Below are 20,611 nucleotides of genomic sequence, written 5' to 3'. Positions count from 1 at the left end.
GTGTTAAGGGATTAGCGGTAGCGCCAAGATCTGAACCGCCACCGATAGCGTAGACGATCTCCACTTTATCGCCAGATTGAAGTGGCTGTTGCGTATATTCGCTGCGGGATACGATTTCCTGATTGACTTCCACGGCAAGCCGTTTTCCCTGGAGTTCCAGTAGAGCGATGAGGTCTGATATCAAGCAGTTTTCTGGTACTTGATGAATTTTACCGTTTAATAAAATTTCCATTGTGCGTGACATAACTAAGGACTAAGGTTGTCTACTATTAAAACATAGTCATTCATTTATTTCTTAATGGAGCCCTTCTTTTTTGTGTTTACTAGTAAGTGGTATTTTTGGATATTAGGATCTCTCGTTTGCCTCTTTTTGGGGGGGGCGGTTCCAGCACAGCAAAATCAGAACCTGGCGGGAACTGCTCTCCTGTTGGATGTTCGAGGCGTTATCGGGCCAGCAACCAGCGATTATATCCAGCGAACCATGGCAAAAAGCAACACTGAAGGAGCGGCGCTGATTATTTTGCGGATGGATACTCCAGGCGGGTTAGATACGGCCATGCGAGAGATTATCCAGGATGTTTTGGCCTCGCCAGTACCCGTGGTAGGTTATGTAGCCCCCAGCGGGGCCCGGGCAGCCAGTGCGGGTACTTATATTATGTATGCCAGTCATATTGCTGCCATGGCGCCTGCTACCAACCTAGGAGCGGCAACTCCCGTGCATCTCCCTATGGGCAGCCAGCCGCCGGGAGAAGCAACCCCCCCAGGGGAGGGTGAGGAAGCCGGCACTCCCCCTAAAGATACCTTAGCCCGTAAGGCGATTAATGATGCGGTGGCTTATATCAAAGGGTTGGCCGTGCAGCGAGGCCGTAATGAGCGATGGGCAGAGAAAGCGGTGCGGGAGGCTGCTAGCTTATCGGCTCAAGAAGCGTTAGAGATGGAAGTTATTGATCTCATAGCTCAAGATATTCCTACTTTACTTAAGCGTCTCGACGGACGTAACGTCAAGGTGGTAGGCGGCGAAATAACCTTGCAAACTACCGATATGACGATTATCCCGGTTGAGCCTAACTGGCGGGATCGCTTATTAGCGATGATAGCTCACCCTAATATAGCCTATATTTTAATGTTAGTGGGTATCTATGGGTTAATTTTCGAGATGGCTAATCCAGGTTTTATTTTGCCGGGAGTAGTAGGAACGATTTCTTTGTTGCTGGCGCTTTATGCCTTTCAGGTTTTACCTATCAGCTCAGCGGGCCTGGCGCTGATGTTATTGGGAATTACGTTTATGGCTGCTGAAGTATTTGTACCTAGCTTTGGCGCCTTGGGAATAGGGGGAGGTATTGCTTTTGTGATGGGTTCGGTCATTTTATTGGATGTCGAAGCGCCAGGTTATCAGATTTCCTGGTCCTTAATCGTAGCCGCTGCGGTAAGCAGTGCCGGTTTTCTCTATATGGTTTTGCTCTTGGCGGCCCGTTCCCAGCAACGGCCGGTAGTGAGTGGCCGGGAACAAATGCTGGGTGCGGTGGGAAAAGTGACGGCTGTAGCGAGAGATAAAATGACCGTGCGCATCCATGGTGAATTGTGGTCGGCTCAGGCAAGGGAGCCGACTACATTGGGACAGCGGGTACGGGTGACGGAATTGGAGGGATTAACGTTAACGGTCAAGCCAGAGTTGGAGGAGGATCTTCATGATTGAGACGTTTTTATATGTGCTGGCGATTACCGTCGCTTTTCTGGTCCTATCTATCCGCATTCTCCGGGAATATGAACGGGGTGTGGTTTTTATGCTAGGGCGGTTTTGGAAGGTTAAGGGTCCCGGTCTTATTCTTCTTATTCCCGGTATTCAGCAGATGGTCAAGGTATCTTTACGAATTGTGGTATTGGATGTTCCTAGCCAAGATGTAATCTCCAAAGACAACGTGTCCGTGAAAGTTAACGCAGTCGTTTACTTTCGCGCAGTGGATCCCGAGAAATCTATTATCCAGGTAGAAGATTATCATCAGGCTATTAGCCAATTAGCCCAGACTACATTACGTTCGGTATTAGGTCAGCATGATTTAGATGAAATGCTGACGGAGCGGGATAAGCTCAATAACGATATCCAGGAAATTTTGGATGAACAAACGGATGTCTGGGGAGTCAAGGTTTCCAATGTGGAAATCAAGCACGTGGATCTGGATGAAAGCATGATTCGCGCTATCGCTCAGCAGGCTGAAGCCGAGCGTTCTCGGCGGGCCAAGGTTATCAATGCGGAGGGAGAGAAACAAGCCGCCGGCAGGTTGCTGGAAGCTGCTCAAATTTTATCGGCGGATCCAAGGGCAATCCAGCTACGCTATCTACAGACTCTTAAAGATATTTCTAACCAACAAAGTTCCACCATTGTTTTTCCTCTACCTCTTGAACTGATTACGCCGTTACTGGAAGCTGTTGCTAAACGGCAACATACAACGGGAGAATAAGTGTAAAAGAGATTATTGATGGCAACTTTGTGGCAAAAAACCAAAGTGCGCCTGAAGCAGGCGTTGCGATCTCCTGAAAGGAGAGGGGAAGATCGTTGGCGAGCTTTTTTACGGCAAAAAGCGAAGTTTGTATATGCGGTGTCGCGGGAATTTTTTAAGGGTGATCTCACTTTGCAGGCAACCAGCTTAGTTTATACGACGCTGCTTTCTCTAGCACCGTTACTGGCGGTCAGTTTTTCCGTACTCAAGGCTTTTGGTATCCACAATGAAATAGAGCCAGTGTTACATCATTTTTTACTGCCTTTAGGACCACGGGGCGAAGAAATTACCACTAAAATTATCCAGTATGTAGAAAACTTAAAGGTGGGGGTGTTGGGATCGGTGGGTGTAGGGCTGCTTTTTTATACAGTTATTTCTCTTATCCAGAAAGTTGAAGGCGCTTTTAATCATGTCTGGCGGATTAAGGCGGAGCGTCCCTTTGCACGCCGTTTTAGCGATTACCTAAGTGTACTCCTAATTGGACCCGTGCTGGTCTTTTCGGCAGTGGGAGCGACTGCCTCGGTGATGCAAACCAGTTTTATTCAGACTCTCTTGGATTTTGAGCTTTTGGGTAAAACGCTGGTGGTGATGAGCAAATTACTGCCTTACCTATTAGTGATTGCTGGCTTTACCTTTATTTATCTCTTTCTCCCTAATACTAAAGTGAGACTAGGAAGCGCTTTGGTAGGGGGAGCGGTGGCCGGAATATTATGGGAGACCATCGGAATTCTTTTCGCTTTTTTTGTCACCACTTCGACTAAATACGATGCCATTTATTCCAGTTTTGCCATCGTGATTCTCTTTATGATTTGGCTTTATATTAGTTGGCTTGTTCTTTTAGTGGGGGCCCAGGTGGCTTATTATCACCAAAATCCTCGCATGATAGGCTTGGCGCAGCAAGATCCCCTGCTCTTAAGCAATCGCCTTAAAGAGCGGGTAGGGTTACTTATCCTCGCGCGGGTAGGAGAAGCATTCCATCAAGGCTGCCCTCCGCCTACGCTAGAGAATTTAGCTAAGCATTTTAGCCTGCCTAGTTATTTAATCGAGGACATTATAGAATCTTTGAAGCGCGCTCGCCTTGTAACAGCAACTGGTGCTGAACCTCCAGGTTATTTGCTGAGCAAAGATCCGGCTACCGTTACCGTACGAAAAGTGCTAGCTATCATTCGGCAGGCCGAAGAACAAAAATTTCCCCTTGAATCGATTTCCCTTAAATCGCCTGCGGTGGATGGGATAATGGAAAAAATTGAGCAGGCTTTAGATCAAGCGATGAAAGGGGCTACCTTAAAAGATTTAATAGGGGATAAACGGGAGGCTAGCACGGAGTCCAGCGCTGATTTTATCTAATAAGTGGCGCTTTCCAGGAGGCTATTGCAGGTATATTTGTGGATACGATGGGTCAATTTAGCGAAGTATAATAGCTTCAGGGTAGAGTTATTCGGGCTTTCTCCCCGCGTCGGTAAAATATGCCTATCCTACCGATAACTTGCACTAGCTCTGCTTGCGTGACCTGGAGAATAGACTTCACCATTGCTGGCCTCTCTTCTCGCTCTGCGTCGTGCATTTTTATTTTAATCAGTTCATGGTGTTCTAATGAGCTTGCAATTTCATCTAGCACAGCTGTTGTTACTCCGCTTTGGCCGACGATGACTACGGGCTTTAGAGAGTGGGCTAGCGTGCGTAAATATCGCGTTTGATGTTTAGTAAGGGACATATTAGCTGTCTTTAGCAACACTTTTAGGCAGTTCTTGGTGAAGACAGTATACGGCTAATTTAATGATGGAACCAATACGGACTTTGGATTTGGCATTCCATAAGCTCGTTGATGAGCAGTACTCATGGTTGGTTTCTTCGGCGTGGATTGGATAGTGACCAACTAGCTATTATTTCTGATATTTAAGGTCAATATTGTTAGCGAGGTGGTGTGGAAGGGAGGCGGTTATTGCGCTATAGTTTGTATTAGTTTTGTGGTGGCGAAATTAAGCTTAATAGGTATTGTTCTATAGCTGCTAGGAGCTGGGTAATTGGCGGAAAAGCGCTATTGCCGCCTCGAAAAGTAACAAATTGCACCTTGGGGTGCCTCTAAAGGTAGGCTGCAGATGTTCTCAAATGTGATTAACTTTACCAAGACATTATATGCCATATTCCAGCTAGAGGCTGGACCGCAAAAATTGCCTTCTTCGCTGCCGCTCTTAGTGGGTAGTTTAATTTTTTATGTTTTGTGTCGGCTATGGGTAGCAACCTTTGACTATTCAGTAGTAGCCGCGGGATTTTTGGGGGTATTCGATGCCGTTTTACTGGTTTTAATGGCAAGTGTGCCCTTGCTATTGCTTAAACGTGGTGATCGAATACTGAGAACTGTGACGGCATTGGCCTGTGCCGGTATTGCGGTGAGTCTTGTTGATTTATTTCTGTTGTTTCTTCTAAGTGATTTACCGCTTCCTGTTTCTGAGGAGCGTATGGATGGGTTGCTTAGTTTTTTGACCTTTCCAGTTCTGCTGTGGAGGTTACTTATGAATACTACCTTACTGAGGTATGCTTTATCCTGGGGCTTCATGAGTGCCTTCGCGTTAGCGGCAGGGCATTTAGCGGTTGTGGGTTTTCTGGGAGGGAAGTTGGCCTCTAGCTTGGCAGGATAGAATTGGGTATCATTGAAAGATCTGCTTACTTTTGGCTTTTACCCCGCATCTACCAGCAGTGTTTCTTAGGCTTGGCGCCAGCCGAAGTGGTAAATAAGATAGTAAAGCGGCAAGGGAATGGCCCCAGCCAACGCCAGTAAGATGATTGCCCAAGGGGCAAAACCGGTACTCAAACCCAGCAAACTCTTATCTGAAGGAGAAAATCCACCCGTGGAAATGGCAGAGAGTGCATAATTTAGAGCCACAGAAAAGTTTGGGATTTATCCTCAACGCTTGCTAAAGTGGATAACCCTGTGGTCGTAATCGCGGACACAGCTTCAAAAAAAGCATCCAAAAAAAAGAGGTCCTCGCCCATGAGGGCAAAGTTCATCGCTAACGGTGCTAGGATAAAAGCAAGGGCAACGAGACTACTAAAGCTTCGTTGATCTGCACTTGGACAGGCACGGATAATCGCGCCAAAGGAATAGCAAAAAAACTTAAAACAAAGACAACGGCAAGGTAACGAATGCTTAGATCGTATTCATAAAAGACAATCGATGCCCCCAAAGGAGCCAAGGTCAGAATCGCAACCATAGCGAGTAACTGACCCAAGTACTTGGCAACTACACGGCCATGGACAGCGTAGCTGAGGGCCGAAGTTCCTTCATCCAGGGATGTACCTCCTACTCAATAGTTGTCTTCCATTTCATAAGAAACACTGCTGGTAGATGCGGGGTAAAAGCCAAAAGTAAGCAGATCTTTCAATGATACCCAATTCTATCCTGCCAAGCTATTGGGAAAACGGGAATTATATATTTTTGATACGGAGTTACGAGCCTTCAGTGGGGTGCTTGCATGGCTTCTTTATTCATCGCTAGTTTTACCGTGGATGGAGAGTGCTTCCCAGGGATTGTTGTTGGGATTTTCTGCCCAGACCACAGCCGGTTTTAGCTCGCTGGAAGTTGCTGAACTTGATTCTAGTTCGAAATTACTGTTAATAGGTATGATGGGTATAGGCGGGGGAGTCGGCTCTACTGCTGGTGGTATCAAGATATTGCGGCTATTGATTTTTCTGCGTTTGGTGCAATTGCTTATACAGCGCTCTGCTCTTCCTCCTCAAGCCGTACATAAGCCCAAGCTAGCAGGAAGAATTTTGCAGGCAGAGGAAAAATGATCAGGCGAATTTAATGGGGCGGTCATTGGGTTTCCGCCGGGTAGTCACCAAGATAGAAGATCCGGAACTGGAGCACCTGTGCATTGAATTGGGGTTGGATGATACGATTATCCCGGATCGAACCATTGGACGCTATTTGGCAGATAGGTTTGATGGCAGGAATCCCTTGGAACTTTCTACCATGATCCGGGATGTGGCTCGGGTATTTTCATTTGCCGTTGGAGAGGAGGATGAAGGCGCTATTGAAGCACTCGATTTGCCTGAAAAAAGCCGAGTGATTTGTGTGTATAGAAACAACGAATTTCTTATTCCCGACGCTGAGACTCAATTGAAAGCTAAGGATGAAGTAGTGATTATCATGCATCGGCAGAATCTAGCCAAATTGGAAGAGCGTTGGACTCCGCAGCGGCGGCAATCAATTTCCTAGATGTTTAGAATTAGGGAAGTTGCTGTTGGGCAATAATGTTATAATTATCCATATTTCTGACTAGGATTTTTCCATAATAGTACTCCAGCCGATAATTGTTACCGGCTACGGCAGCAAAAGCAACCGTGGTTTTTTGAGTGGGATGATCGCCTGGATCTCGGTAGCGGTATCCCACTGTAAAACGATGAGAGCCAGGGGGGACAGCTACTTTATTTTGCCAAAACTTTAAGCGTTGGCCATCAACAGCAATGATAAAGACGTTACTGAACATTACATTTCGGAAGTCCAAGCTTCCAGCCACATAAGCAAGCTGTCCAGTAGACTTGGGAGACAATGGGTAGGTACAGCCAATGATTAAAATGTTGGCGCAAATAACAAGCATCATTGTTGTATGGTTCAACTAGAGAGCCTCGTTTTAGTATTTCTAGGCCGCTTTTTTCATGAGTAATAGCTTGAGTAATTTTTCTAGGGCCTCTAAGCGTGCTTGGGTATCAGGTAGTTTTTGGATAAAGCGGAATTTTTCCTGGCCATCTAGTTTGTAAATGCTAGGCTGTTTTTGAATTAAATCAATGATAACCATAGGATCCACCTTAGGTTCTGGTTGAAAGTGAATCCGACCGCCTTGGGAACTTGCTTCGATCTTGCGAATGCCCATTTCATTTGCGTTTAAGCGAAGTTTGTGGGTAGCAAATAGCGTCTTAGTGGCTTCTGGCAATAGGCCGAAGCGATCAATCATCTCTACCTGAAGTTCTCTCAGTGCTTGATGGTCCTTAGCGGCGGCGATCCGCTTATAGAGCACTAACCGGGTATGGACATCGGGGAGGTAATCTTCTGGGATCAGAGCAGGAGCATGGAGATCGACTTCTGGACCCTGTGCCGGTGGTTGCTCTAAATCCAAGGCTTGCCCGGATTTCAAGCTATTGACCGCCCGCTCTAGCAGATCGTTGTAAAGATCAAAGCCGATTTCTTGCATTTGCCCACTTTGATCTTTACCCAACAGTTCTCCCGCCCCCCGGATTTCCATATCATGGCTGGCTAAGGTAAAACCAGCGCCTAGTTCTTCTAAGGACTCGATGGCCTCTAGGCGTTTGACCGCATCTGCGGTCATGACCGAGCGGGGAGGGACAATCAGATAGGCATAAGCTCGATGGTGAGAGCGTCCCACCCGTCCCCGGAGTTGATACAGTTGAGCTAATCCCAGTTTATCGGCTCGGTGGATAATAATAGTATTGGCGCTAGGAATATCAATCCCAGTTTCGATAATAGTAGTGCAAACCAGGATATTAAAACGCCGGTGATAAAAATTTAGCATCGTCTGTTCTAGTTCCCGCTCCCGCATCTGGCCATGGGCAATGCCCACTTTGGCTTCAGGGAAAAGGGCTTGAATCCGTTGAGCCATTTTATTAATGCTTTCTACTTCATTATGAAGAAAATAGACTTGCCCCCCTCGTTTGATTTCCCGCAATAACGCTTCCCGGAGAAGGTTGTCATTCCATTGTCGTACAAAAGTTTTAATGGCTAGACGCCGCGCCGGTGGCGTGGCAATAATGGAAAGATCCCTGAGATTGGACAGAGACATATGGAGCGTTCGAGGAATGGGGGTTGCAGTTAGGGTGAGAATGTCTACTTCAGCTCGCAGAGCCTTCATGCGCTCTTTCTGCCGGACTCCAAAGCGGTGTTCTTCATCGATGATCACTAGTCCAAGATTCTTAAAATGGATGTTTTCCTGCAGCAGCTTATGGGTGCCGATCACGATATCTGCTCGGCCATCCGCAATACGATTGATCACAGCTTCTTGTTCCTTACGGGAGCTAAATCGAGATATCACTTCTACCCGCGCTGGCCAATCAGCAAACCGGTCTTTAAAGCTTTGATAATGCTGCTGAGCCAAAAGTGTGGTAGGTACTAGCACCGCCACCTGCTTGCCTGCTTGAGAAACGATGAAGGCCGCTCGCATCGCCACCTCAGTTTTGCCAAAACCTACATCTCCGCAGACGAGACGGTCCATGGGTTGATCTGAAGTCAGATCGGCAATCACCGCTTGGATAGCATCCGCTTGGTCTGGCGTTTCCTCAAAGGGAAAGGCGCGAGCGAAGGCAGCATAGTGAGAGTCTGGGGTCGGCAGGGGCGGTTTTTTTCGAGCTGCCCGCTGAGCATAGATAGCTAGCAGTTCGGCGGCCACATCTCGAACTCGTTCCCGGGCCTTATGCTTAGCTCGTTCCCAATGGCTGGAGCCAAGTTTATGCAGAGGTGCCGCCTCAGGAGTGGCGCCGGTATAGCGGCTAATTAGGTGGAGGGAAGAGACGGGGACATAGAGTTTATCCCCTTCTGCGTACTCCAACGCCATAAATTCGGTGCGAACTTTTCCAACTTCTAGGGTTTGCAGACCTAAATAGCGGCCTACGCCGTGTTCCTCATGGACTACTGGAGCACCCATGGAGAGTTCTACTAAATCCCGGACTACCGCATCCGCATCACGAGTACGCTCCTGGCGGCGGCGGTACTGCATGGCTTGTTGACCAAATAATTGAGACTCGGCAACCACGGCGATCCGCGGTTCGCCGAGCAGCAAGCCATGTTGTAAGGGTGCTACGGTAATACCAAGGCGTTCCTCAGCCTGCAGAAAAGTCTCCCAGTTGTCAAAAAAATGAGGCCAAATTCCGTTATCTTTGAACAAATCTCGCAAAGTTTCCCGGCGCCCAGCGGTTTCGGCGGTAAATAAAATTCGTCCTGTAAAGCTTTCTATAAATTGGTTAAGAGTTTCCAGTGGCTGGGGAGTACGGGCATTGAGCATAAGCGGGGGCGGAGTTTCAGTAGCAAAATTCTGATAACCGGGTTTTTCCTCTAATTTTGAGGATCGTAGACTGATTCGGGGTAGGTGTTTAAGAGCTCCAAAGACCTCTCCAGCTTGGAGATAGAGTTTTGGGGGGGGTAGGAGAGGGCGTTCTATATCGTGGCAGTACTGTTCATAGCGATCATTAATCTCTCTCCAAAAACTGTCAGCTGCGGTGTTGACGCCCTCCAAAGTGACAGCCAGTGTATTTTCAGGAAGGTAGTCGAATAGAGTATCAGTATGGTCAAAAAAAAGCGGCAGGTAATATTCTATTCCTGGAAGAGGGTGCCCTTCGCTTACCTCTCGGTAAATCAAGCTACGTTGGGGATCGCCGTTAAAAGTGCCTCGATAGTTCTTTCGGAATCGGGCAATCGCCTCTTCTACCAGGGGAAATTCGCGGGCAGGCAATAGCTGGATCTGCGCTACCGATTGCAGAGAGCGCTGGGTTTCCGGATCGAAACTGCGGAGACTATCCACTTCATCGTCAAGGAGATCGATTCGATAGGGTACTGTGCTACCCATGGGGAACAAGTCGATGAGGGAGCCCCGAATGGTAAACTCACCGTGCTCCATTACCTGGGAGACGCAACGATATCCTCCCTTTTCTAGCTGCTTACGCCAATTTTCTAGATGAAGGCGATCACCAATTGCCAGTAGCAAGCTATGGGTTTCTAGATATTCTTGAGGTGCAAGCCGTTGCATCAAGGTGGATACTGGAACAATCAATATGCCGCGTTCTAAGCGAGGTAATTGATAAAGAGTGGCTAATCGTTCGGAGAGAATATCTTGATGGGGAGAGAAGGTGTCGTAGGGTAGAGTTTCCCAGTCCGGAAAATGGAGGATGGGGCTATCTTCCTGGTTACTGCGATAAAAGCGGAGTTCATCCTCCAACCGGTTCGCTGTGATCGTATCTGGCGTAATAATCAAAATGGGACCCGGATGATGGTAGGCGGAGGCCGCTAATACCAGGCCGAAACTGCTTCCGTAGAGTTGCCCAAAATGGTGATGATCGCCAGCCCGGTGGGGTAAGGCGGGTATTAGAGAAGCAAAGGTTAAAGCGGAGGGCATAAAATTTCTGGCAAATTTGTAAAAATTGCTAGATTTTAACAGTTATCTACTTCTTCGTCATGAGATAGTCATATATATTATATCTCTCCCAAATAAAAATATATACTACCATATCATATATGGTGCCCGGGGCCGGAATCGAACCGGCACGGGGTTTCCCCCAAGGGATTTTCTTACCCGCTACAGCTTTCGCTGCTGCACTTGCTAATAAAACAAGTACATTTGTGGTCTGGACTTTATCTTTACCTTATCACTAATCAAAATGATTTAGGTAGGAGCCGTTAAGTCTCTACACTTTCCCCTTAAGGCTTAGCTCGGGATTGCCACCATCCTGAAAACTTGCTGAGGTTCCCCCGAATCTGACTCCATTCACTCTAGGGGTTTCCCACCTAGGTGCTCAAATTACTAAGTCCCTTGCGTCTACCTATTTCGCCACCCGGGCTTTTTTTAGTTAGTTAGAGGGAGCGCTTAATGTTATCTTTAAAGAACTGTAACGCGGATTCAATAATGAAGCAAGGCTTTACCCACACTTAGACTTTGAATAGGAAAAGATCCTTCAATAAAATCACGAGAAACTAGACCAAATGATGGAGGCTGGGGTCGGAATCGAACCGGCGTTCACGGCTTTGCAGGCCGCTGCATAACCACTCTGCCACCCAGCCTGAAGCAAGTTAGCTAACATCAAAGGAGTTTTATCATGCTATTTGGAGCGGGAAACGAGACTCGAACTCGCGACCCCAACCTTGGCAAGGTTGTGCTCTACCAACTGAGCTATTCCCGCTCAAGCGATAGTCATTGTAGCAGTGAACCGTTCTATGTCAAGTTAAGCCTAATTTTCTACACGTCCCACTAATGCTAGCCAAGCGGCATTGAGGTAGACAATCATTGATGCTAGGGTTAAAGCAACCGCAATATAAAGAAGGATTAAACCAATATCCCATATAGGAATAGGACCAATAGGATGTTGATAAAGTAGTAGAAAGACAGCAATCATCTGGAACGTGGTCTTAAATTTTCCTAACATAGAAACAGCGATACTAGCACGTAGTCCAATCTCTGCCATCCATTCTCTCAGTGCCGATACCGTTAGCTCCCGACCGACGATAACTGCTACTGAAAGAGCCATCGGCACGGAAGGATGGCTTTGTAAGAGTAATATCAAGGCAATAACGACCATTAGCTTATCGGCAACCGGATCTAAAAAGGCCCCAAACGGTGAAGTTTGCTGCCAACGCCTTGCTAGATAGCCATCCAGCCAGTCAGTAACAGCCGCTATACCAAATAATGCCGCACAAATTTCACGAGCATGGGGTAGAGGAAGATAAAACACTGTCGCCAAAACGGGGATAGCTACAATGCGCAAAATTGTTATTACATTGGGAATGGTATAAATGGGCATGAATTGAGCCCTTTTCCGCTTAAAAAACCGCGGAATCTTTACTTTTACTCTGCCACAGTCCCTATTCTCCATTAGACTTATTTTTAACTATCATCTATGAAGAATATCATAAATACGTTGAGCTAATACCAGGTTAATTCCCTTTATTTGGGCTAAGTCTTCAACTCCGGCCCGCATTATCTCTTGCAATCCTCCTAATTGGATCAAGAGTTTCCGACGCCGTTTAGGGCCTAACCCAGGTATCTCCTCTAAACGAGAAAGCTTACCCCCCCTAGCACGGCGCTTGCGGTGGTTGATAATAGCAAAACGGTGAGCCTCATCACGGATATGCTGCAATAGATGTAAAGCTGGCGAATCGGGTGTTACCATTATCGGATTTTCATACCCTGCCAAAAATAGGGTTTCCTTCCCTGCTTTACGTTCGGGACCTTTCGCTATTCCCAGTACGGTGGTTTCTATAACTCCTATTTCTTCAAGCACGGTAAGTGCCTGATTTATCTGTCCTTTACCTCCATCAATCACAAGTAAATCTGGAAATATTCCCTCTTTTTTTTTAAAACGTCGGGTTAATGCTTGGCGCAAGGCGCCATAGTCGTCCCCTGGAATGATCCCTTTAATATTAAAGCGGCGATAATCAGCGTTACGGGGGCCCTCTCTATCAAATACTATGCAGGAAGCCACTGTAGATGTCCCTTGAATATGACTAATATCAAAACACTCAATCCGCTGGGGGGAATTCACTAAATTTAGTAATCGTTGTAAGCTTTTAAAGCGCGCAGCAATACTCGATTTTTTTGCGAGACATTGATCTAAGTTAATCTTAGCGTTGGTTAAAGCCATTTTTACCCATTGTACCTTAGGACCCCGATCTGGCTTTATCAAGGTGATCTTCCTTCCCGCCTGCTCACTGAGTACTTCGGTGAGCAGATTCATATCTTTAGGTTGATGGCTGAGTACAAGGACAGGTGGAATCTCTCTATTTAAGTAATATTGTGCTATAAAAGCAGAAAGCAACTCTTGCGGCGTTAGGTTCCCTTCAAGTTTAGGTAAGAAGGTCTTATTGCCTAAATTATACCCACCGCGAATAAAAAAAACTTCCACACAGGCCATTCTCTCCGCAAGGATAACCCCAAGCACATCAATATCCATTTTTTTACCACTGATATACTGACGCGCCTGGATGCGCCGTAAACTAGCAACTCGATCCCGATAGTAGGCCGCTTGTTCAAAAGCAAGTTGCTGGGAGGCTTCTTCCATGCGTATTACCAGCTCATTAATAACCTGCTGATCCCGCCCTTTTAAAAACATCACCACGTGTTGAATATCTTGATTATAATCTTCCTTGCTAATTAAACCCACACAAGGAGCAGTACAACGTTTGATCTGATATTGTAAGCAAGGACGAGAGCGGTTGCGGTAAAAATTATCTTCGCACTGACGTACAGGAAAAACCCCCTGAAGTAATTTCAGCGTTTGCCATACCGAGCTAACGCTTGGATAAGGCCCGAAGTATTGTCCAGGGGCTTGCTTGGCTCCTCGATGAAACCCTAAATGGGGAAAATCGTCAGCAGAGAGAAAAATATAAGGATAACTCTTATCGTCTTTTAATAATACATTATAGCGAGGCTGTAGAGCTTTAATAAGATTATTTTCTAGAATCAGTGCCTCATTCTCTGTATGAGTTACAGTAATTTTGATATTGTAAATCTGGTTGACTAGGATGCGGATTTTAGGTGCTAGTTTTGAATTTCTAAAATAACTACCTACTCGCCTTTTTAGGTTTTTTGCTTTACCAACATAGAGCACTTTCCCTTTGGCGTCTAACATACGGTAAACGCCTGGGCAAGCAGTTAAATTCTTTAGAAAATCATCAATATCGAAATTTGCCATGTTTCCAGCAGTTATTTTATTTACAATAGGAGGATAAAAATAATGAGGTTTTCATGGTTTAAGATCTTTCTAATTTCTGCTGGTTTGCTGTTGATGCTTATGAATTTTTTTTAGCTGGGAGGTGGATTCTCTCGGAAAGTGGAACCCATGTAGCCTTCGGAGCAGCACCCTTTAGCGATGTAGGAGGGAAGGCATTTCTTAGTGTTAATGGGCAACCCCTCCCTCCTATCTCGCTAGAGATACGCTCTATAAAAATCAAACCGAAGAAGACGTGCGTGGGTAAAATGGAGTTCTTTGTGGGAGAGGAGCTTAGAACGATTACTAATGTCCATTCCCAGTAACTTCAGTATATTAGCACTACAGGCGATGCCACTACCATAGGGAATGCCAGAAGAGATAGATATAGGACTGAAGAGTATTTAAAGATAATGATTGAAATTAAACCAAGGATACTTAGCGCAAAAATATACCGTACAATCAGTCTTTAAAAATGGTGCCGAGGGCGAGACTCGAACTCGCACGGTGTCACCACCACCAGATTTTGAGTCTGGCGCGTCTACCAATTTCGCCACCCCGGCACATAATATACTATTATATACGAATTTTGATGTCCGAAAAGAAATAAACCTATAATTTTAGCTGATGATGCTAAAATTATAGATTATGCAGCTAAGTGATTTTACTTATAACCTCCCCAAGCAATTAATTGCTCAATATCCTCCCAAACGGCGTGGAGGGAGTCGTTTATTATCTCTGGAGGGCAGTTCTGGAATCGTTAAAGACCAGCAATTCATCGAGCTTCCTGAATTATTGTCAACGGGGGACTTATTGGTATTCAATAACACTAAGGTAATACCAGCTAAAATTCAAGGGGTTAAAGATAGTGGAGGTAAGATAGAAGTATTAATAGAACGATTCCTAGATCAACACCGAGCGCTAGCTCATGTATGGGCAAACAACCCGCCCCGGGCAGGGCAGAGTCTGGTGATGGAACAATCAGTAGAAGTAGAAGTAAGGAAGCGGATTAAGGGGCTATTTGAACTGCGCTTTCTAGATCCTCGCCCCTTACCACAACTCCTTGAAGCAATAGGCCAAATACCCTTACCACCCTATATTCAGCGGAAAACAACATCTGTTGATAAAGAGCGTTATCAAACTGTTTATGCCTCTCGTCCGGGTGCTATCGCAGCACCTACCGCGGGCCTGCATTTTGATAAGTTACTGCTAAAACGATTACAAGCCCAAGGAATACAATCAGGTTATATTACTCTCCATGTAGGAGCAGGCACCTTTCAGCCAGTACGGGTTAAAAACATCACCCAGCATCAAATGCACTCAGAATACGTGGAAGTGTCTGAACAAATTTGTACTCAAATACGGGACACCCAACAGGCGGGAGGGCGGATAGTGGCAGTAGGGACAACCACTGTACGAGCACTGGAGGCTGCTTCTGCAAAAGGGATTATCGCACCTTACCAAGGGGAAACGGAGATTTTTATCTTCCCTGGTTATCGATTTCGCACTGTAAACGCTTTAATCACTAACTTTCATTTGCCTGAGACCACCTTACTTATGCTGGTGTGCGCTTTTGCAGGCAGTAAACAGGTATTAACTGCTTATCGCCATGCAGTAAAAAAAGGTTACCGTTTTTTCAGCTATGGCGACGCTATGTTTATTACTGAATCTAAAATAGATTGACTATGAAATTAGCAAAAGTACGCATCGTATTGGTGGAAACCACCCATCCCGGCAATATTGGAGCAGCAGCGCGGGCCATGCGTACCATGGGGTTACACCGCTTATACTTAGTTAATCCAAGACGTTTTCCCTGCGCTGAAGCTACAGCCATGGCTTCTGGTGCAGATGAGTTATTGGTCCAAGCAAAGGTTTGCACCAGCTTGGCCCAAGCAATAGCTGGTTGTCAGAAAGTATTTGGGCTGAGTGCTCGGTCTAGAAATATTTCCTGGCCAGTATTAAATACCCGGGCCTCTGGCGCCCTTGTTGTTCAGGAAGCCCTAAAAGGAGAAGTGGCAATTGTATTCGGTCGAGAAAATTCAGGGCTTTCTAACTTCGAGCTAGATCATTGTAATTATTGGGTCCATATTCCAAGTAATCCAACATATAGCTCCCTAAATTTAGCGGCGGCGGTACAAGTGATGGCCTATGAGATCCGGATGGCTTCCATGACGGATGACTTTCGGCATTCTGGAGAATCATCATCAGCCTCTATAGATGAAATAGAAGGCTTTTTTAGCCACTTAGAACAGACTTTAATAAAAATTGACTTTCTTAATTCAAGTAATCCCAAATTTTTAATGCGCCGCTTACGCCGCTTGTTTTTTCGCGCCCACCTCAATACTCCTGAGATCAATATCTTGCGGGGAATTCTAACTGCTGCCCAAAAGAAAGCACAGATCCCTGAGGCTATGATGAAGAAATAATGGATTTCTATACAGTTGCAAAAGAGAATAACAGGAATCTGAGCAACAGCTATGAGCTAGATTAGTCAGGGGAAGAGGTACCTTTATTATGTTTAAACGCTTGCGAGAAGAAATAAGGTGCGTATTCGAACGGGATCCCGCAGCACGTAATACCTTCGAAGTCATTACTACTTATCCAGGATTCCATGCTATTTTATGGCATCGACTGAGTCATCGGCTGTGGAATTTAGGGGCTAAATGGCTGGCACGAGTTATTTCTACTTTGAGTCGCTGGCTAACCGGGATCGAAATTCATCCAGGGGCTCGGATTGGACAGCGTTTTTTTATCGACCACGGGATGGGCGTAGTCATCGGCGAAACCGCGGAGATTGGGAATGACTGTACGCTTTATCACGGGGTAACCTTGGGAGGGACCAGCTGGCGAAAAGGAAAACGGCATCCTACCTTGGGAAATAATGTAGTGGTAGGGGCTGGCGCTAAAGTTCTTGGACCTGTTCACATAGGCAATGGGGCACGGATAGGGTCTAATTCGGTAGTAGTTAAGAATGTTCCAGTGAATACCACTGTGATTGGAGTTCCGGGACACATGGTTCAATCAAAAGATCAATATGGGAAGGCCAAACATCCGGCAATAACTAAACATATTGAATTTGATGCCTACGGTACCCCTCAAGATGCCCCCGATCCTATTGAACGAACTATCCATGGTTTGACTAAGCATATTCAGCGTTTAGATGAGCGTATTGAGCAAATAACGGCCGAGATTCAGCACTTAGGAGGAGAGCTTCCTAAAGCAAGCCTACCTAATTTAAAAACCAGCGAGTTATCTATAAATAATAATAATGAGGAGGAACAAGAACGACAAGTTGGCGAGGATAAATCAGCAGTGGCCAAATAGTTGACTCATATAGTCAGTTATGTAATTCTTTTGCTAACTGAACTAGGGAACGCTTAATTACATGCGGCTAACAACCAAGGGTCGTTACGCGGTAACCGCAATGCTGGACTTGGCTTTACATTACGAGCAAGGTCCGATTAGCCTAGCTGATATTTCACGCCGCCAAGGGATTTCCCTCTCTTACTTAGAACAACTCTTTGCTCGGCTGCGTAAGAAAGGTCTAGTGGGCAGTGCTCGAGGTCCAGGTGGTGGTTATCGTCTAAGTCGTGAAGCGGGGAAAATCAGTATCATTGATGTTATCACCGCAGTTGATGAAAACATGGACGCTACACGCTGTGGGGGATTAAAAAACTGTCAAGAAAACCAACGCTGTCTTACCCATGAGCTATGGGAAGATCTCAGTCGGCAGATTTATAAATTTCTTGCCCACATTACCTTGGGTGAGCTAATTCAGCGTGATGACATCCAAGAAGTTGCGACACGGCTAGATGATGCTGTTTCGGTAAGCTGTGCTGATTGCACCGCATCCACTGTTATGGTAGGTACGAATCGCGTTTCTTAAAATGGCAATTTACCTTGACCACAATGCAGGAGCTCCGTTGGATAAACGGGTATTGAATACCATGCTCCCTTATCTTCGGGAACAGCAAGGAAATCCTTCTAGCGTACACCGTTATGGTCGTATTGCTCGAGAGGCCATAGAGCAGGCTCGCACCCAGGTAGCTGACTTGGTTCAGGCAACGCCCTCTCAGGTGATTTTTACAAGCGGTGGTACCGAAGCCAATAATTTAGCAATATTTGGAGCAATGGGTCCCCGTCCTCAAGGCCACCTCGCAATCAGCGCCGTAGAACACCCTTCTCTTAGAGAGCCTGGACTAGCCTTACAGACCCAGGGAGTTGAAATAACTGAAATTGAAGTGGATTCCGAAGGAAGAGTGAGTCCCTTAGCTTTAGAGACAGCATTACGTCCTGATACTCGTTTAGTTTCTATTATGTGGGCGAATAATGAAACTGGAGTTATACAAGATATTGCTGCTTTAAGTGAGAGGGTGCGCGTCCAAGAAAGCTTATTTCATACTGATGCGGTCCAGGCGGTAGGGAAAGTACCCCTGGATTTTCGCCACAGTGGTGTTCATCTTATGAGTCTTTCAGCCCATAAAATGGGAGGCCCTAAGGGAGTAGGAGCGCTAATTGTGGACAGTAGCGTAGATATTTATCCGCTTCTACAAGGAGGCGGCCAAGAAAAAGGTCGCCGTAGTGGTACCGAAAATGTGGCTGCTATTGCGGGATTTGGTAAAGCCGCCGAACTTGCAAGCCTAGAGATGGAGCAACGTGCTCGTGAATGGTCCCAATTGCGGGGATATCTAGAGCAATCCTTACAGCGATTACCAGGGATTGTTATCTTTGGAGAAAAAGCTGAGCGCTTACCTAATACTCTCTTTTTTACTGTACCTGGAATAGAAGGAGAGACTTTGCTGATGGCCTTGGATAAGGCGGGAATAGGCGTTTCTAGCGGCTCCGCTTGTGATAGCAACCATCACCAACCCAGCCACGTATTGCTAGCCATGGGGGTAGCACCAGAACTAGCGCAAGGGGCTGTTCGTGTCAGTATCGGGGTGGAGAATAATTTATCTCAAATAGATGAACTGATTACGGTACTAGAAAGTCAAATAAGTAAATTTCAGAGGATGTTATTGTGTGATGTTGGTTATGGCAGATAGGAGAGAGTAAAAGATGGCAATTACAGTTACGGCTTCTGCATTAAAGCAAATTAAAAAAGTTCTCTCCCAGCAGGAAAATGTAGAAGGTTTGCGGGTAGGTGTTAAAAAAAGTGGTTGCTCAGGATATGCTTATGTGCTTGATTTCGCAAAGCAGGTAAAATCGGAGGATACTGTTTTTAATCATGATGGAGTTAAGATCCTAGTTGATAAGCAAAGTTTAAATTTTATTGACGGTACCGAATTGGATTACCGGCGTGAAGGTTTGAACGAGAGCTTTAAATTTCAAAATCCAAATGTTACCGGAACTTGCGGTTGCGGAGAAAGTTTCAGCATGTAACTTTCCCCCTGTAAAATAGTACCCATTGGGTAATGGTCAAATATCGAAACTAAACAACTGTCTCCTATGTAAGTCGAAGAATTAAGAAAAGGATACGATCCCCGGAAAGGCTTACATAGATACGCAAACTTTTGCAGCGGAACCATAAATTGTACCTCTTTAAGATATCTCACGCTATTACTGACCTTCCTTCCAAGTGAAGTAACCCATATTCTATGGCAACGATAAACCCGCTCAGTTTGCCGAACTTTTTATCTTCAACCGTTTTAATCTAAATCCGTGAGACGTTACTGGATTTTAGCCCTGCTAGCCATGGGCTTAGGTTTGGCGATCCCATTCGGCTATGGCGGACTGGCAATCTTTGAGCGCCTCAGCCAAGTGCCTCCTTGGCTGCCTCTGCTTACCTTGGGAATGATTGTGCTTGGTTGGAATTTTAATGCCGCTAAACTGCGAATTTTAATCTCTGCGGTAGATACCAAGCTCTCACATCGAAGCGCGCTCGGAACGGTTATGGCATGGGAATTCGCTTTTTCCGCTACCCCTGCCGGGAGCGGCGGAATTGTTAGCTATATCTATCTTTTAAATAGATATGGTGTAAAAACGGCTCATGCAGCAGCTATCTTTACCATGGAGATGGGAATAGACTTATTATTTTTTATTACTGCTTCCATCATCGTAGTGATAAAGCTGGCAACCAACGCGGCTTATGATATACACCTTGGGTTTATTTTGGTGGTGGTATTACTTACCGGCGGGATGGGAGTTATGTGGGTTCTCGCTCGGCAATATCGAAAATTGTTGCGAGCATTCGGCTATCTATTAAAATTATTCAGAGTCTCTACCCCTCGTCGAAAGCGAGCAGCACGCTGGATGCTACGCCTTCGCCACGGTTTAACGCTGCTTTTAGGGCTTCCTCGACGATATTTATATGCCGCTTATCTCTTCTGTATCGCTCATTGGCTGTTACGCTTTAGTGTTCTTTATGTTCTCCTTTTAGCTCTAGGCGAAAATGTTCCCTGGCCTTATCTATTTATTACCCAGGTATTAATACTAACTTTAGGGCATTTTACCTTTTTGCCGGGTGGGAGCGGGGGGGTTGAATTGGGATTTGGGGTAATGCTAGGACCTTTCCTTGATAGCGCCACATTGGCAACTGCCCTTGTTCTCTGGCGTTTTGCTACGTTTTATTGGTATCTCATTGCTGGCGCACCGGTATTTGCTGCACTAGCAGGGCCAGTGATCTTCCAAACCTTAGCCCAAGCTACTACTAGAAAGACTTTATAAGACTTCAAATGAAAACCGAGCAG

19 protein-coding genes, 3 tRNA genes and 1 pseudogene are annotated in these 20,611 nt (G+C 45.9%); 13 read left to right on the top strand and 10 right to left on the bottom strand.

The features are described from left to right. Positions 1 to 34: 34 nt before the first annotated feature. Positions 35 to 232 (bottom strand): annotated as a pseudogene (gene thiS, locus NWAT_RS17340) (sulfur carrier protein ThiS); the annotation flags it as partial. 66 nt (positions 233 to 298) lie between these two features. On the opposite strand from thiS, the gene NWAT_RS07390 reads away from it, so the two are divergent. From NWAT_RS07390 to NWAT_RS07380, 3 genes are read left to right on the top strand one after another with little or no spacing between them, the layout of a single operon-like run. Then, positions 299 to 1,696, top strand: a complete 1,398-nt coding sequence (locus tag NWAT_RS07390; protein WP_013220493.1) for an NfeD family protein — start codon at positions 299 to 301, stop codon at positions 1,694 to 1,696. Next, on the top strand, positions 1,689 to 2,459 hold the full coding sequence (locus tag NWAT_RS07385; RefSeq protein WP_013220492.1) for a slipin family protein: 771 nt from the start codon (positions 1,689 to 1,691) through the stop codon (positions 2,457 to 2,459). The genes NWAT_RS07390 and NWAT_RS07385 overlap by 8 nt, the downstream gene beginning before the upstream one ends. An 18-nt stretch (positions 2,460 to 2,477) precedes the next feature. Beyond that, positions 2,478 to 3,845 (top strand): YhjD/YihY/BrkB family envelope integrity protein, encoded by a 1,368-nt coding sequence (locus NWAT_RS07380; protein ID WP_013220491.1) that lies wholly within the window; start codon positions 2,478 to 2,480, stop codon positions 3,843 to 3,845. Between the two features lie 76 nt (positions 3,846 to 3,921). Here the strand turns inward: NWAT_RS07380 and yhbY are convergent, their stop codons facing one another. Next, positions 3,922 to 4,212, bottom strand: coding sequence for a ribosome assembly RNA-binding protein YhbY (yhbY, locus tag NWAT_RS07375; RefSeq protein WP_013220490.1), 291 nt, complete (start codon positions 4,210 to 4,212; stop codon positions 3,922 to 3,924). A gap of 385 nt (positions 4,213 to 4,597) precedes the next feature. Between yhbY and NWAT_RS07370 the strand changes: the two genes are divergently transcribed. Continuing rightward, positions 4,598 to 5,137 (top strand): hypothetical protein, encoded by a 540-nt coding sequence (locus tag NWAT_RS07370; protein ID WP_013220489.1) that lies wholly within the window; start codon positions 4,598 to 4,600, stop codon positions 5,135 to 5,137. Between the two features lie 381 nt (positions 5,138 to 5,518). On the opposite strand, the gene NWAT_RS17335 is transcribed toward NWAT_RS07370, so the two are convergent. Beyond that, positions 5,519 to 5,710 (bottom strand): hypothetical protein, encoded by a 192-nt coding sequence (locus NWAT_RS17335; protein ID WP_049772954.1) that lies wholly within the window; start codon positions 5,708 to 5,710, stop codon positions 5,519 to 5,521. Between the two features lie 199 nt (positions 5,711 to 5,909). Here NWAT_RS17335 and NWAT_RS07360 point away from each other — a divergent pair, with 199 nt between their 5' ends. Beyond that, complete coding sequence (locus NWAT_RS07360) at positions 5,910 to 6,290, top strand: potassium transporter TrkG (protein ID WP_041350570.1); 381 nt, start codon at positions 5,910 to 5,912, stop codon at positions 6,288 to 6,290. A gap of 13 nt (positions 6,291 to 6,303) precedes the next feature. Next, positions 6,304 to 6,717: a TrkA C-terminal domain-containing protein gene (locus tag NWAT_RS07355; RefSeq protein WP_232420238.1), complete on the top strand. Its 414-nt coding sequence runs from the start codon at positions 6,304 to 6,306 to the stop codon at positions 6,715 to 6,717. Positions 6,718 to 6,727: 10 nt separating this feature from the next. Here the strand turns inward: NWAT_RS07355 and NWAT_RS07350 are convergent, their stop codons facing one another. The 7 genes from NWAT_RS07350 to NWAT_RS07320 form a co-directional block, all read right to left on the bottom strand. Next, positions 6,728 to 7,117 carry a hypothetical protein gene (locus NWAT_RS07350; RefSeq protein ID WP_232420237.1) on the bottom strand — a complete coding sequence of 130 codons (390 nt, stop codon included), beginning with the start codon at positions 7,115 to 7,117 and terminating at the stop codon, positions 6,728 to 6,730. 24 nt (positions 7,118 to 7,141) lie between these two features. Continuing rightward, entirely contained in the window at positions 7,142 to 10,618 is a 3,477-nt protein-coding gene (gene mfd, locus NWAT_RS07345; protein ID WP_013220487.1) for a transcription-repair coupling factor, read from the bottom strand. Positions 10,619 to 11,206: 588 nt separating this feature from the next. Continuing rightward, positions 11,207 to 11,280: transfer RNA gene (locus NWAT_RS07340), tRNA-Cys, on the bottom strand. 43 nt (positions 11,281 to 11,323) lie between these two features. Next, positions 11,324 to 11,399: transfer RNA gene (locus NWAT_RS07335), tRNA-Gly, on the bottom strand. 48 nt (positions 11,400 to 11,447) lie between these two features. Next, positions 11,448 to 12,017 carry a CDP-diacylglycerol--glycerol-3-phosphate 3-phosphatidyltransferase gene (pgsA, locus tag NWAT_RS07330; protein ID WP_013220486.1) on the bottom strand — a complete coding sequence of 190 codons (570 nt, stop codon included), beginning with the start codon at positions 12,015 to 12,017 and terminating at the stop codon, positions 11,448 to 11,450. A 90-nt stretch (positions 12,018 to 12,107) separates the two neighbouring features. Next, the gene (gene uvrC, locus NWAT_RS07325; protein ID WP_013220485.1) at positions 12,108 to 13,907 is read right to left on the bottom strand and encodes an excinuclease ABC subunit UvrC; all 1,800 of its coding nucleotides are present in this window, start codon (positions 13,905 to 13,907) and stop codon (positions 12,108 to 12,110) included. 491 nt (positions 13,908 to 14,398) lie between these two features. Continuing rightward, positions 14,399 to 14,485: transfer RNA gene (locus tag NWAT_RS07320), tRNA-Leu, on the bottom strand. A gap of 85 nt (positions 14,486 to 14,570) precedes the next feature. Here NWAT_RS07320 and queA point away from each other — a divergent pair. From queA to NWAT_RS07285, 7 genes are all read left to right on the top strand, one after another. Continuing rightward, positions 14,571 to 15,605: a tRNA preQ1(34) S-adenosylmethionine ribosyltransferase-isomerase QueA gene (gene queA / locus NWAT_RS07315; protein WP_013220484.1), complete on the top strand. Its 1,035-nt coding sequence runs from the start codon at positions 14,571 to 14,573 to the stop codon at positions 15,603 to 15,605. A gap of 2 nt (positions 15,606 to 15,607) precedes the next feature. Further along, positions 15,608 to 16,348, top strand: a complete 741-nt coding sequence (locus NWAT_RS07310) for an RNA methyltransferase (RefSeq protein WP_013220483.1) — start codon at positions 15,608 to 15,610, stop codon at positions 16,346 to 16,348. Positions 16,349 to 16,436: 88 nt separating this feature from the next. Next, a complete protein-coding gene (gene cysE / locus NWAT_RS07305; RefSeq protein ID WP_013220482.1) occupies positions 16,437 to 17,246 on the top strand; it encodes a serine O-acetyltransferase in 810 nt (269 codons plus the stop codon). Between the two features lie 61 nt (positions 17,247 to 17,307). Continuing rightward, positions 17,308 to 17,808: a Fe-S cluster assembly transcriptional regulator IscR gene (gene iscR, locus NWAT_RS07300; protein ID WP_013220481.1), complete on the top strand. Its 501-nt coding sequence runs from the start codon at positions 17,308 to 17,310 to the stop codon at positions 17,806 to 17,808. A gap of 1 nt (position 17,809) precedes the next feature. Beyond that, a complete protein-coding gene (locus tag NWAT_RS07295) occupies positions 17,810 to 18,967 on the top strand; it encodes a cysteine desulfurase family protein (protein ID WP_013220480.1) in 1,158 nt (385 codons plus the stop codon). A 13-nt stretch (positions 18,968 to 18,980) separates the two neighbouring features. Further along, positions 18,981 to 19,304: a HesB/IscA family protein gene (locus NWAT_RS07290; protein WP_013220479.1), complete on the top strand. Its 324-nt coding sequence runs from the start codon at positions 18,981 to 18,983 to the stop codon at positions 19,302 to 19,304. A gap of 279 nt (positions 19,305 to 19,583) precedes the next feature. Beyond that, positions 19,584 to 20,588 (top strand): lysylphosphatidylglycerol synthase transmembrane domain-containing protein, encoded by a 1,005-nt coding sequence (locus NWAT_RS07285; protein ID WP_041350568.1) that lies wholly within the window; start codon positions 19,584 to 19,586, stop codon positions 20,586 to 20,588. The last annotated feature ends 23 nt before the right edge of the window (positions 20,589 to 20,611 follow it).

This window comes from Nitrosococcus watsonii C-113 (assembly GCF_000143085.1).
Classification (GTDB): domain Bacteria; phylum Pseudomonadota; class Gammaproteobacteria; order Nitrosococcales; family Nitrosococcaceae; genus Nitrosococcus; species Nitrosococcus watsonii.
Note: the sequence above shows the minus strand (reverse complement) of the source record. Positions and strands in the feature narration are given on the sequence as shown.